Source organism: Paraburkholderia fungorum, assembly GCF_046027215.1.
GTDB lineage: Bacteria > Pseudomonadota > Gammaproteobacteria > Burkholderiales > Burkholderiaceae > Paraburkholderia > Paraburkholderia fungorum_D.
This window is the reverse complement of record NZ_JAQQEN010000001.1, coordinates 362,375-375,276: the sequence shown is the minus strand read 5'-3', so window position 1 is coordinate 375,276 and position 12,902 is coordinate 362,375. Positions and strand designations below refer to the sequence as shown.

The 12,902-nt window shown below is 61.9% G+C and carries 14 protein-coding genes and 1 tRNA gene; 11 read left to right on the top strand and 4 right to left on the bottom strand.

Annotated elements, in window-relative coordinates:
* Positions 1 to 79 precede the first annotated feature (79 nt).
* From hprK to PQR27_RS01690, 3 genes are all read left to right on the top strand, one after another.
* Positions 80 to 1,048, top strand: a complete 969-nt coding sequence (hprK, locus tag PQR27_RS01700; protein ID WP_211608704.1) for an HPr(Ser) kinase/phosphatase — start codon at positions 80 to 82, stop codon at positions 1,046 to 1,048.
* Positions 1,049 to 1,144: 96 nt separating this feature from the next.
* Positions 1,145 to 2,038, top strand: coding sequence for an RNase adapter RapZ (gene rapZ / locus PQR27_RS01695; RefSeq protein WP_408522003.1), 894 nt, complete (start codon positions 1,145 to 1,147; stop codon positions 2,036 to 2,038).
* A gap of 39 nt (positions 2,039 to 2,077) precedes the next feature.
* The gene (locus PQR27_RS01690; RefSeq protein WP_408522002.1) at positions 2,078 to 2,713 is read left to right on the top strand and encodes an LON peptidase substrate-binding domain-containing protein; all 636 of its coding nucleotides are present in this window, start codon (positions 2,078 to 2,080) and stop codon (positions 2,711 to 2,713) included.
* A 12-nt stretch (positions 2,714 to 2,725) separates the two neighbouring features.
* Here the strand turns inward: PQR27_RS01690 and mutY are convergent, their stop codons facing one another.
* Positions 2,726 to 3,841, bottom strand: coding sequence for an A/G-specific adenine glycosylase (mutY, locus tag PQR27_RS01685; protein ID WP_408522001.1), 1,116 nt, complete (start codon positions 3,839 to 3,841; stop codon positions 2,726 to 2,728).
* A 7-nt stretch (positions 3,842 to 3,848) separates the two neighbouring features.
* Complete coding sequence (gene mutM / locus PQR27_RS01680; RefSeq protein WP_408522000.1) at positions 3,849 to 4,679, bottom strand: bifunctional DNA-formamidopyrimidine glycosylase/DNA-(apurinic or apyrimidinic site) lyase; 831 nt, start codon at positions 4,677 to 4,679, stop codon at positions 3,849 to 3,851.
* Between the two features lie 87 nt (positions 4,680 to 4,766).
* Here mutM and PQR27_RS01675 point away from each other — a divergent pair, with 87 nt between their 5' ends.
* From PQR27_RS01675 to hisC, 8 genes are all read left to right on the top strand, one after another.
* Complete coding sequence (locus PQR27_RS01675) at positions 4,767 to 6,605, top strand: tetratricopeptide repeat protein (protein ID WP_408521999.1); 1,839 nt, start codon at positions 4,767 to 4,769, stop codon at positions 6,603 to 6,605.
* Positions 6,605 to 7,237, top strand: a complete 633-nt coding sequence (gene lolB, locus PQR27_RS01670) for a lipoprotein insertase outer membrane protein LolB (RefSeq protein WP_408521998.1) — start codon at positions 6,605 to 6,607, stop codon at positions 7,235 to 7,237. The genes PQR27_RS01675 and lolB overlap by 1 nt, the downstream gene beginning before the upstream one ends.
* 65 nt (positions 7,238 to 7,302) lie before the next feature.
* Positions 7,303 to 8,184: a 4-(cytidine 5'-diphospho)-2-C-methyl-D-erythritol kinase gene (ispE, locus tag PQR27_RS01665; RefSeq protein WP_408521997.1), complete on the top strand. Its 882-nt coding sequence runs from the start codon at positions 7,303 to 7,305 to the stop codon at positions 8,182 to 8,184.
* Positions 8,185 to 8,236: 52 nt separating this feature from the next.
* Positions 8,237 to 8,313 (top strand) — tRNA-Gln (locus tag PQR27_RS01660).
* A 45-nt stretch (positions 8,314 to 8,358) separates the two neighbouring features.
* Positions 8,359 to 9,315, top strand: a complete 957-nt coding sequence (locus tag PQR27_RS01655; RefSeq protein WP_310813145.1) for a ribose-phosphate pyrophosphokinase — start codon at positions 8,359 to 8,361, stop codon at positions 9,313 to 9,315.
* 164 nt (positions 9,316 to 9,479) lie between these two features.
* Positions 9,480 to 10,100 carry a 50S ribosomal protein L25/general stress protein Ctc gene (locus PQR27_RS01650; protein WP_408521996.1) on the top strand — a complete coding sequence of 207 codons (621 nt, stop codon included), beginning with the start codon at positions 9,480 to 9,482 and terminating at the stop codon, positions 10,098 to 10,100.
* Between the two features lie 142 nt (positions 10,101 to 10,242).
* Positions 10,243 to 10,848 (top strand): aminoacyl-tRNA hydrolase, encoded by a 606-nt coding sequence (gene pth / locus PQR27_RS01645; protein ID WP_408521995.1) that lies wholly within the window; start codon positions 10,243 to 10,245, stop codon positions 10,846 to 10,848.
* 50 nt (positions 10,849 to 10,898) lie between these two features.
* Positions 10,899 to 11,978 (top strand): histidinol-phosphate transaminase, encoded by a 1,080-nt coding sequence (gene hisC, locus PQR27_RS01640; RefSeq protein WP_408521994.1) that lies wholly within the window; start codon positions 10,899 to 10,901, stop codon positions 11,976 to 11,978.
* A 78-nt stretch (positions 11,979 to 12,056) separates the two neighbouring features.
* Here the strand turns inward: hisC and PQR27_RS01635 are convergent, their stop codons facing one another.
* Positions 12,057 to 12,314, bottom strand: a complete 258-nt coding sequence (locus tag PQR27_RS01635) for a YfhL family 4Fe-4S dicluster ferredoxin (RefSeq protein ID WP_211608693.1) — start codon at positions 12,312 to 12,314, stop codon at positions 12,057 to 12,059.
* A 63-nt stretch (positions 12,315 to 12,377) separates the two neighbouring features.
* On the bottom strand, positions 12,378 to 12,893 hold the full coding sequence (gene coaD, locus PQR27_RS01630) for a pantetheine-phosphate adenylyltransferase (protein WP_408521993.1): 516 nt from the start codon (positions 12,891 to 12,893) through the stop codon (positions 12,378 to 12,380).
* Positions 12,894 to 12,902: the final 9 nt, after the last annotated feature.

Here is a 12,902-nt window from a genome sequence, read left to right as displayed (position 1 = left end):
GCCTGGCAAGGTATGCGGCCCGCGTTAGTGCGGCCGTACCTTGACCTCGCAAAGCGGCCCACACTGGAGTCACTGACTCATGGATACGTCCAGCATCAACGCCCAGAGTATTTTCGACGACAACGCCGCCATGCTGAAACTGAGCTGGCTGACGGGGCATGAAGGCTGGGAACGCGGCTTTTCTTCGGAATCGGTCGCCAATGCCACGTCGAGCGCCGATCTTGTCGGCCACTTGAATCTGATCCACCCGAACCGGATTCAGGTGCTCGGCGACGCCGAAATTGATTACTACACCCGTCAAACCGACGAAGACCGCTCGCGCCACATGGCCGAGCTGATCGCACTGGAGCCGCCGTTTCTGGTTGTGGCAGGCGGCGTAGCCGCACCGCCGGAACTGGTATTACGCTGCACGCGCTCGTCGACTCCGTTGTTCACCACGCCGATGTCGGCCGCCGCGGTGATCGACAGCCTGCGCCTCTACATGTCGCGCATCCTCGCGCCGCGCGCCACGTTGCACGGCGTTTTTCTCGACATCCTCGGCATGGGCGTGTTGCTCACCGGCGATTCGGGCCTCGGCAAGAGCGAACTCGGGCTGGAGTTGATCAGCCGCGGCCACGGCCTCGTGGCGGACGACGCCGTGGATTTCGTGCGCCTCGGCCCGGACTTCGTCGAAGGACGCTGCCCGCCGCTGCTGCAAAATCTGCTCGAAGTGCGCGGCCTCGGCCTGCTGGACATCAAGACGATCTTCGGTGAAACCGCGGTACGCCGCAAAATGAAGCTCAAGCTGATCGTGCAACTGGTGCGCCGTCCTGACGGCGAATTCCAGCGCCTGCCGCTGGAGAGTCAAACCGTCGACGTGCTCGGCCTGCCGATCAGCAAGGTCACGATTCAGGTCGCGGCCGGCCGCAACCTGGCGGTGCTGGTCGAAGCGGCGGTGCGAAACACGATCCTGCAACTGCGCGGCATCGACACGCTGCGCGACTTCATGGATCGCCAGCGTCTGGCGATGCAGGATCCCGACAGCCAGTTTCCCGGCAAATTGATCTGAGATCGCGCACCGTGTCGCACCTGCGGCCAACGGCAGGCCGCGGGCGCGCGCACGAGGACCAGATGCTATGATGAAATGTACGGATCTCTCGACCCCATGCGCATAATTCTGATCACCGGTATTTCCGGCTCCGGCAAATCAGTTGCCCTGAACGCGCTTGAAGACGCAGGCTATTACTGCGTCGACAACCTGCCGCCGCGTTTTTTGCCGCAACTGGCCAACTATCTCGCCGACGACGGGCAAGAACGCCTCGCGGTCGCGATCGACGCACGTTCGGGCGCTTCGCTAGACGAAATGCCCGCCATGATCCGCGACCTGTCGCGCGCCCATGACGTGCGCGTGCTGTTCCTCAATGCCAGCACGCAGTCGTTGATTCAACGCTTCTCTGAAACGCGCCGCCGTCACCCGCTGTCCGGTTCGACCGCGCACGACGCCGACGTCGGCCTGTTGACGTCGCTGGCCGAAGCGATCGAGCGCGAACGCGGACTCGTGGCGAGCCTGGCGGAATTCGGCCATCAGATCGACACCAGCAATCTGCGCGCGAATGTCCTGCGCGCGTGGGTCAAACGCTTCATCGAGCAGGAGCATACGGGACTCGTGCTGATGTTCGAGTCGTTCGGCTTCAAACGCGGCGTGCCGCTCGACGCCGATTTCGTTTTTGACGTACGCACGCTGCCGAACCCGTACTACGATCATGAATTGCGGCCGCTCACAGGCCTCGATAAACCGGTGATGGATTTTCTCGACGCACTGCCGGTCGTGCACGAAATGATCGACGACATCGAAAAGTTTCTCGCCAAATGGCTGCCGCATTTCCGCGACGACAACCGTAGTTATCTGACTGTCGCGATCGGTTGCACGGGCGGCCAGCACCGCTCGGTGTTCATTGCAGAGACGCTCGCCGCGCGTCTCGCAAGTCAGGCGAATGTGATTGTGCGGCACCGCGATGCGCCGGTCGAAGTCGGCGAATCATCGAAGTTAGTGGCTTAACCGGCCGCGCCGCGCGGCCTCAACTCGAAGCGTTGCGCCATGCCTTCTACTTCTACTGTGCTTGCCGATGTGCCGTTGTTTCCGCTGCATACGGTGCTGTTTCCAGACGGGCTGCTGCCTCTGAAAATCTTCGAAGCGCGTTACCTGGATATGGCGCGCGACTGTCTGCGTGAAAAGACGCCGTTCGGCGTATGTCTGCTGAAAAGCGGGGCCGAAGTTGCGCGCGCCGAAGAGCCTTCGGTGCCCGAAGCAATTGGCTGTCTCGCGGAAATCGACGAGTGCGATGTCGAAGCCTTCGGCATGCTGCTGATTCGCGCACGCGGCACGCGGCGTTTTCGCCTGCTGTCGCATCGTGTGGAAAGCAGCGGCTTGCTGGTCGGGATGGCGGAGCCCCTTGGCGAGGACATGCCGCTCGAAGGTAATCAGCATCTGGCCAAATTTGGCGCATGCGCCGAAGTGCTCGAACGGATCATCGCCACGATTCGCGAGCGCGACCCCGACAGTTTGCCGTTCGCCGAACCGTTCAGACTCGAAGATCCGTCATGGGTGTCCAACCGTCTCGCGGAAGTGTTGCCGATCGCGTTACGCGCAAGGCAAAAACTGATGGAATTGCAGGACGCGGGCGCGCGAATCGACGTGGTCCATCACTACATGCAGCAGCATCAGTTGCTTTAAATGCCAGTGCGCTTATAGCAGGGAACCTTGCAGTCCATCCAGCAGTTTGCGCACCGGCGCTGGCACGCCGAACGAATCGAGATCGCTCAGGGCGACCCACGCGGTATCCGCGTCGCCTAACGCAGCCAGGGCGCCCACGGCACGGTCGAGTTCCGCAAGACGCGGCTCGATATCCAGCTTGAAATGGGTGAAAACATGCGTAAGCGGGGCGAGCGGCGAGAACCCGTCGTCGCCACCGAAGGCGCGCGAACGCTCCGCGAGCGCGGCTTCGTCGGCGGCTTCGGGCAAGCTCCACAAGCCGCCCCAGATGCCCGACGGCGGGCGCTTTTCCAGCATCACGGCGTTGCCGTCGCGTAGCACCAGCATCCATGTGCGCCGTGTCGGCACCGCTTTTTTGGGCCGCGCAGCCGGCAGTTCGCGCTGACGCCCCGTCACGTTCGCCACGCAGTCCGCGGCAAACGGGCAGCGCACGCAATCCGGCTTGCCGCGCATGCAGAGCGTCGCACCGAGATCCATCAGACCCTGCGTGTAGGCACTTACATCGTCGTCCGATGCATTGGACGGCAGCAGCGACTCCGCCAGCCCCCACATCGCGTTCTCCACTTTCTTTTCACCCGGAAAACCTTCGACGCCGAACGCGCGCGCCAGCACGCGCTTGACATTGCCGTCGAGAATCGTCGCGCGCGCGCCGAAGGCGAACGATGCAATCGCCGCCGCCGTCGAGCGGCCGATGCCCGGCAATTCCCCGAGCGCTTCGACCGAGGCCGGGAACGCGCCGCCGTGCTGCTCCACCACAGCCTGCGCGCAGCGGTGCAGATTGCGCGCGCGCGAGTAGTAGCCGAGGCCGGCCCACAACGCCATCACATCATCGAGTGGCGCGGCGGCGAGCGCGGCGACATCCGGAAAACGCCCGAGAAACTTTGCGTAGTACGGAATCACCGTCGACACCTGGGTCTGCTGCAACATGATTTCCGACAGCCAGATGCGATATGGATCGCGCGTGTTCTGCCACGGCAAATCGTGACGACCATGCTGGCGCTGCCAGGCGATCAGCCGCGTGGAAAAATCAGACAAGGCCGGCAAAGCGGGCGCGGCAGGTGCGGTGGACGAAGTTAAGCGAGAAGGCATTGATAAATTAGCGCTGGCAAGTCGGGCAGAAGTATGTGGAACGCTGCCCCTGCACGATCTGTTTGATCGGCGTTCCACACACGCGGCATGGCAGGCCCGCGCGATCATAGACGAAATAGTCGAGCTGGAAGTAACCGCTTTCGCCGTTGCTGCCGACGAAATCGCGCAGCGTACTGCCGCCCTTCTCGATCGCGGCGGCGAGGGTCACGCGCACCGCGTCCGCCAGCAGGTCGTAGCGCACGAGCGAAACGCGGCCCGCCGCGGTGGTTGGCCGGATGCCCGCGCGAAACAGGCTCTCCGATGCGTAGATATTGCCCACGCCGACCACGATCTCGCCCGCCAGCAGCGCCTGTTTCACAGACACCTTGCGCCCGCGCGTCAGCCGGTGCATCAGCGCGCCGGAGAAAGCCGGCGAAAACGGTTCGACGCCAAGACCCGCGAGCAACGGGTGCTCGAGCACGTCGCCGGCTTCACGCGGATGCCACAGCACCGCACCAAAGCGCCGGGGATCGCGATAGCGCAGAATAAACTCGTCGAAGATCCAGTCGACATGATCATGTTTCGCCGCGGCGGGCGGATGCGGCACGTGGCGCAACACGCGCAGCGTCCCAGTCATGCCGAGGTGCACAATGAACCAGCCGGCGTCGATTTCGAAGAGCAGGTACTTGCCGCGCCGCTCGACCTTGCGCACCACATGGCCACGCAAGGTTTTCGCAAGGTCGGCCGGAATCGGCCAGCGCAGCGCGGGCGTGCGCACGTCGACGCGTTCAACCTTGCGCCCGGACACATACGGTTCGATTCCCCGTCGGGTAACCTCAACTTCTGGCAACTCTGGCATGTCTAACTGGTCTGCAACTTGCGTGAGTGGTTGTGCGCGTATTGTAGCGAGCGCGTTACAATCGTCCGAAACATTGAACGGATTTCCATGAACTTGTCCTTCGTGAAGCTGTTTTCGAAGCGCCCGGCTAGCGCACCCCACGTGCCGCCCGTCCCCGCTCGCCGGATGCTCGGCGCGGCTGCGCTCGCTCTCTGGGCGCTGGCTGCCGTCCCGGCGCACGCGCAGGACCCTTCGCCGGACTCGGATGACACGTCCGTTACCTTGCCGGACCCGCTCGGCCCGGCGTCGGCGGAAGATCAGAAGTCGTTGCCGAACGTCGCGCTGACGAGCCAGATCGTCTTCCAGGTGCTGGCCGCCGAGGTCGCTTTGCAACGCGATCAGCCGGCGCCGGCCTACCAGACCTACCTCGCGCTCGCGCGCGACACGCATGATCCGCGCATGGCGCAACGCGCCACCGAAATCGCGCTGGCCGCACAAAGCCCGTCGGACGCACTCGCCGCCGCGCAGCTGTGGCAGCAGTATGCGCCGAGTTCGGAACGCGCCGCGCAACTCGACGCGTCGCTGCTCGTGCTGTCGGGCAAACCAGACGACGCCGCGCCGATCCTTGCGCGCGAACTGGCCAGGGTACCCGTCGACAATCGCGGCAGCGCGATTCTAGCGCTGCAACTGCTGCTTTCGCGCGGTCCGAACCGGATCGGCGGCCTGCACGTTCTGCAAGATCTGCTGAAAGACGACATGAACCGCCCCGAAGCGCAACTGGCCATCGCGCGCCAGCAGCTCGTGTCGGACGACGCACCCGGCGCGCGCAAGTCGCTCGAACAGGCGCTTACGCTCAAGCCGGACTATTTGCCGGCCGCGCTGACGCTGTCGCAAATGGGCCCCGAGGAGCGCAAGGAAGGCATCGCGTCACTCGAAAAGTACGTGCAGCAGAACCCGAAATCGCATGACGCGCGCCTTGCGCTCGCCCAGATGTACCTCGCGAGCGACCGTCTGGATGACGCGCAGAAGCAGTTCGAGATCATGCACAAGAACAACGCCAGCGACCTCACGCCGCTCATGGCGCTTGCGCTGATCAAGATCCAGCAGAAGAATTTCAACGAGGCGCAGACCTACCTCATCCAGTACGCGCAGCAAGCCGAAAAAACGCCCGGCGCCGATCCGGGTCAGGCGTACATCTATCTCGCGCAACTGTCGCTCGAACTGAAGAACGAAGCGGCGGCAGCCGACTGGCTGAACAAGATATCGCCGTCGAGCCAGCAATACGTGCCGGCGCAGATTACGCGTGCACAACTGCTCGCCAAGCAAGGCAAGGCTGACGACGCGCGCAAACTGCTGGCAGGCCTGCAGGCACCCGATCCGCGCGACCAGGCGCTGATCGCGCGCACCGACGCGGCCATCCTGTTCGACGCGAAGCGCTACGCGGAGGCGGAAACCCGCCTGCAGCAAGCCACGGCGCAGTTTCCCGACGACCCCGATCTGACCTACGACTACGCCATGGCCGCCGAAAAGACCGGCCATTACGACGTCATGGAAGCGCAGTTGCGCAAGCTGATTCAGACACAGCCCGACAATCCGCAAGCCTACAACGCGCTCGGCTACTCGCTGGCTGATCGCAATCAGCGCCTCGCCGAAGCGGACAAGCTGGTCGAGAAGGCATCCTCATTGGCACCGGACGACGCGTTCATCATGGACAGCGTCGGCTGGGTCAAATATCGGATGGGCGATACGTCGGACGCGATCAAGCTACTGCGCAAAGCCTACGACATGCAGCCGAATGCGGAAATCGGCGCGCACCTCGGCGAGGTTTTGTGGAAAACCGGCGCGCAGGATCAGGCGCGCGCCGCGTTCCGCGATGCACGCAAGCTCGAACCGGACAACGACACGCTTGTCAAAACGCTCCAACGTCTTCAGGTGAACGATCTTTGATGCGTCTTTCCCGTCTGATCTCTTATCCCCGGGCGCCGCGTGGCGCGGTGCTCGGTCTCGCGGCAGCCGCCGTTGTCGCACTGGCCGGTTGCGCATCGGTAAAGCCCCAGGGGCCGTCCACGTCGAACGCCGCGACATCGGTCACCGCACAAACCAGTCGCTCGTATCAAGGTCGGTTCGCGGTCCAGTACAACGACCAGAACGGCCAGCAGCGCAATGCCTACGGTAACTTTACCTGGCAGGAAACGGGCGACACCGTCACCTTGCAATTGCGCAATCCGCTCGGCCAGACGCTGGCTATCGTGACTTCATCACCGGCTTCGGCCACGCTCGAATTGCCGAACCGCCAGCCGCTCACCGCTGACAACGTCTCCACGCTGATGCAGAACGCGCTCGGTTTCGCGCTGCCGGTCGAAGGACTGCGGTATTGGCTGCAACCTTCGCCCGCACCTACGTCTCGCGCCAAAACGGAGAAAGATCCGGAGCAGCCGTCGCGTCTCAAGCAGATCACGCAGGACGGCTGGACGATCGATTACCTCGCATATGCCGACGCACCGGCCACCGGCGTGAAGCGCGTGAACCTGAGCCGCTCGGAACCGCCGCTCGACATCAAACTGGTCCTGGATCAGTAACCGGCACCGTCCGCGCAACCCTTGCAGCTTCTTTGGCGCCGCTTTGGCGCATGTAGCCCAGCCTTATGATTGAAACCACCGATGCGTTGCGCGATTGCCTCGCGCCAGCGAAGCTGAACCTCTTCCTGCATATCACCGGCCGCCGGCCGGACGGTTATCACACGCTGCAGACCGTCTTCCAGTTGCTCGACTGGGGCGACACGCTGCACTTCACCCGGCGCGATGACGGTCTCATCACGCGCAGCACCGAGATTGCCGACGTTCCGCCCGAGCACGATCTCACGGTGCGTGCGGCGACGCTCCTGAAGGCACACACGGGTTCGCCGGAAGGCGTCGACATCGAAATCGACAAGCGCCTGCCGATGGGTGCCGGCCTCGGCGGTGGCAGCTCCGACGCGGCCACCACACTGCTCGCGCTGAACCGTTTGTGGAAGCTCGATTTGCCGCGCGTAGAGCTGCAGGCGCTGGCGCTGAAACTCGGTGCCGACGTGCCTTTTTTTGTTTTTGGAAAAAATGCGTTCGCGCAGGGTGTCGGAGAAACGCTAGACGTTGTACAATTGCCGCCGCGCCATTTCCTAGTAGTGACGCCGAGGGTTCATGTTCCGACTGCAGCGATTTTCTCTGAAAAAACGTTGACAAGAGATTCAAAACCCCTCATAATTACGGACTTTCCTGCAGAACTTAGCTGCAATACTGAATGGCCAGAAAGTTTTGGTCGGAATGACATGCAGCAGGTTGTCGTTGGAAAATACGCGGAAGTAGCGCAAGTGCTGCGGTGGTTTGAAACTATCGCGCCAGCGCGGATGTCTGGATCAGGTGCAAGTGTATTTGCAGCGTTCCGTAGCAAAGCTCAAGCAGAAGCGGCGCAAGCCAAACTGCCCGGCGAATGGAACAGCGCAGTGACTGCAGGTCTCGATCAGCATCCACTCTTTACTTTCGCGTCATAAGTTTTGCATCGTCGAACGAAACTCCACGTTCGGCGGAGCTTAAAGTTAGTGTAGGGGAGTCGCCAAGTTGGTTAAGGCACCGGATTTTGATTCCGGCATTCGAAGGTTCGACTCCTTCCTCCCCTGCCAAAAATTCTCGCATTTCCCTCGCCCCCAGCCTGAAGTAGGTGCACGATGAGCAGCCATGACGGCCTGATGGTTTTTACTGGCAACGCAAATCCCGCGCTTGCACAGGAAGTCGTCAAAATCCTCGGTATTCCCCTCGGCAAAGCAATGGTTAGCCGTTTCTCGGACGGCGAAATCCAGGTCGAGATTCAGGAAAACGTGCGTGGCAAGGATGTCTTCGTCCTGCAGTCCACCTGCGCACCGGCGAACGACAATCTGATGGAACTGATGATCATGGTTGACGCGCTCAAGCGCGCGTCTGCCGGCCGGATCACCGCAGCCATCCCCTACTTCGGCTATGCCCGTCAGGATCGACGCCCGCGTTCGGCGCGCGTCGCCATCTCGGCGAAGATCGTGGCGAACATGCTGGAAATCGCCGGCGTCGAGCGGATCATCACGATGGATCTGCACGCCGACCAGATTCAAGGCTTTTTCGACATCCCGGTGGACAACATCTACGCTACGCCCGTGCTGCTCGGCGATCTGCGCAAGCAGAACTACGAGAACCTGCTGGTCGTGTCGCCGGACGTCGGCGGCGTGGTGCGTGCCCGCGCATTGGCCAAGCAACTGAATTGCGATCTCGCGATCATCGACAAACGCCGCCCGAAGGCGAACGTTGCCGAAGTGATGAACATCATCGGTGAAGTCGAAGGCCGCACCTGCGTGATCATGGACGACATGGTCGACACCGCCGGCACGCTCTGCAAGGCAGCTCAAGTTTTGAAGGAACGCGGTGCGAAGCAGGTGTTCGCTTATGCCACCCACCCGGTTCTGTCGGGCGGTGCAGGCGAGCGCATTGCAGCTTCGGCACTCGACGCACTGGTTGTCACCGACACCATCCCGCTCGGCGAAGAAGCCCGCTCGTGCGCCAAGATCCGTTCGTTGACCAGCGCGGGCCTGCTTGCCGAAACGTTCTCGCGGATTCGCCGCGGCGATTCAGTGATGTCGCTGTTCGCTGAAAGTTAAGTATTTGCGAAGGCGCAGCGTGCATTGCAGTAGGGCACGCTGCGCTTTTGCACAATTGGCATGAACGAACGAAGGTTCGTGCCATCGCTCTGGGGCCTCAGCCAGAATGGCTTGGAGGCCCCGTTTTTACTGCCTGGTCGCGGGCAGTGCATTGGAGATTCAACATGAAAGTAGTCGCTTTCGAGCGTTCCCTGCAAGGTACGGGTGCGAGCCGCCGCCTGCGTATCTCGGGCAAGACCCCGGGCATCGTATATGGCGCTGGTGCTGACACGCAATTGGTCGAACTGGACCACAACGCACTGTGGCACGCGCTGAAGAAAGAAGTTTTCCACTCGTCGATCCTCGACCTGGAAGTGGGCGGCAAGTCGCAACAGGTTCTGCTGCGCGACGTGCAATACCACCCGTTCCGTCAGCTCGTGCTGCACGTGGACTTCCAACGTGTCGACGCGAAGAAGAAGCTGCACACCAAGGTGCCGCTGCACTTCATGAACCAGGAATCGAACCCGGCAGTGAAGCTGTCGAGCGCGGTGATCTCGCACGTCGTCAACGAAATCGAAATCGAGTGCCTGCCGTCGGCACTGCCGGAATTCCTCGAAGTCGACCTGGCGAAGATCGAAGCTGGCCAATCGCTGCATGCCAAGGACATCGTTCTGCCGGCAGGCGTCGCACTGGTTGCTCACGTTGAAGCAGAAAACCCGGTCGTCGCAGCTGCAACGATCCCGGCTGGCGCAATCGCTGAAGGCGAAGCCGCTGCTGCAAGCGAAGGCGAAACGCCGGCTGCTTAAGCTGCACTGAGCGAGCAATCCTCTCGATCCGTTTCAATGGAACGGTCGATGTGACCCGCCGAGGTTCGCCCCGGCGGGTTTTTTTTCGGTTTTTTTCGACTCGGCTGCATTCGGCACCCGGGCCAGATGGACCCACGCAATCATGATCAAGCTGATCGTCGGGCTCGGCAATCCGGGCGCCGAATACACCGCAACGCGCCACAACGCCGGCTTCTGGCTGGTCGATCAACTGGCGCGCGAAGCGGGCACCACGCTGCGAGACGAGCGCCGCTTCCACGGTTTCTATGCGAAGGCGCGGCTTCATGGTGAAGAAGTGCATCTGCTCGAACCGCAGACGTACATGAACCGTTCGGGTCAGTCGGTCGTCGCGGTTGCACAGTTCTTCAAGATTCTCCCTGACGAGATTCTGGTCGCGCACGACGAACTCGATATGCCGCCTGGCAGCGTCAAGCTGAAGCTCGGCGGCGGTAGCGGCGGCCATAACGGGCTGAAGGACATCACCGCGCATCTGTCGTCGCAACAGTATTGGCGGCTGCGGATCGGCATCGGCCATCCGCGCGACCTGATTCCCGAGAGCGCGCGTGCAGGCGCCAAGCCGGACGTCGCCAATTACGTGCTGAAGCCGCCGCGACGCGAGGAACAGGATGTGATTGACGCGTCGATCGAGCGTGCGCTCGCTGTGATGCCGCAGATCATCAAAGGCGAACTCGAGCGGGCGACGATGCAACTGCATCGCAACAACGCGTAAGCACCCGCCGTACGCACGCCTCGCCGCATTGCCACTGACAGGAGAATCGCTTGAGCCGTTACTGGAGTGACATCGTTCACCGTCTGACGCCCTATGTGCCGGGCGAGCAACCGGCGCTCGCGCACCCGGTGAAGCTGAACACCAACGAGAATCCGTATCCGCCCTCGCCGCGCGTGCTCGAGGCGATCCGGCAGGCGCTGGGCGATACCGCCGAGTCGTTGCGCCGCTATCCCGATCCCACGGCGCGCAAGTTGCGTGAAACAGTCGCCGCGTACCACGGCATCCAGGCGGAGCAGGTGTTTGCCGGCAATGGCTCGGACGAAGTTCTCGCGTTCACCTTTCAGGCTTTGCTGAAGCACGACAAGCCGCTACTGTTTCCGGATATCACGTACAGCTTCTATCCGACTTATGCGCGGCACTTTGAAGTCGGCTATCAGACAGTCGCGCTCGACGACACCTTCGCCATCAATGTGGACGATTACGCGTCGCCCAACGGCGGCGTGCTGTTCCCGAATCCAAATGCGCCGACCGGACGCCCTCTGCCGCTTGCCGATATCGAGCGTCTGGTGTCAAGAAACACCGATTCAGTCGTCGTGATTGACGAGGCATATGTCGATTTCGGCGCGGAATCGGCCATCGCGCTGATCGACCGCTACCCGAATCTGCTGGTGGTTCAGACCGTGTCGAAATCGCGTTCGCTGGCGGGGATGCGCGTGGGGTTCGCGTTCGGCAACCGGGAACTGATCGATGCCCTGAATCGCGTAAAGGACAGTTTCAACTCATATCCGCTCGACCGGCTCGCCCAGGCCGCAGTGATCGCCGCATACGAGGATGATGCGTGGTTCCACGACAATTGCGCCAAGGTGATTGCCAGCCGCAAACGGCTGGCCGCAGGGCTGACCGCGCTGGGCTTCGAGGTGGTACCGTCAGCGGCCAACCTGTTGTTCGCGCGGCACGAAGGCTATGACGCAGCGACACTCGCGGGACGGCTAAGGGAAAAAGAGATTTTCGTGCGCCATTTCAATGCGCCCCGAATCGACCAGCACCTGCGAATCTCGGTCGGCACCGACGCCGAATGCGACATGCTGGTGGACACGCTGCGCGACATTTTCAGCGCCTACGTCGGCTAGAACGGCGCTCGACTCAACAAGCCGCTGCAAAAAACGCGGCGAGGTCAACCCACCTCGCCGTTCGCCACGCGTTGCCACTCACGCGCCCTTTGCGGCCTGCAGCGCGTGATACTTCGCCATCAACCCGTCTGCCGTCTCGAGATGTTCAGGATCGCGCGGGATGCACTCGACCGGACACACCTGAATACACTGCGGTTCGTCGAAATGGCCGACACACTCCGTGCATTTCTTCGGGTCGATCACGTAGATTTCCGGGCCCATCGAAATCGCGTCGTTCGGGCACTCAGGCTCGCATACGTCACAATTGATGCACTCGTCGGTAATCATCAAGGCCATACTTCTCTCACTTCGCGCCGGCCGAAGCCAGCTTTGATCCGTCAAGCCGACAGTTTACGCCGGTTACGGTTGCGCCGCCGAAGTGCCGTTCTCCGAATCCAGCAGCGCGACCTTTTCCTTGAGCCTTTTTTCGACCGACGGGAAGACGAATTTGCTGACGTCGCCGCCTAGTTGCGCGATTTCGCGCACGATGGTGCCCGAGATGAACTGGTATTGGTCGGACGGCGTCATAAACATGGTTTCGACGTCAGGCAACAGATAGCGGTTCATGCCGGCCATCTGGAACTCATATTCGAAGTCCGACACGGCACGCAGCCCGCGCACGATCACCCGCGCGTTGTTAGTGCGCACGAAGTCTTTCAGCAGCCCCTTGAAGCTCATCACATGAACGTTCGGATAGTGGCCGAGCACTTCGTGAGCGATGTCGAGGCGCTCTTCGAGCGTGAAGAACGGCTTCTTGTTGCGACTGTCAGCAACGCCCACCACCAGCGTGTCGAAAATGCTCGACGCGCGCCGAACGAGGTCTTCGTGACCGCGTGTCAGCGGATCGAACGTGCCCGGGTACACGGCGACTACCATGAGACTTCT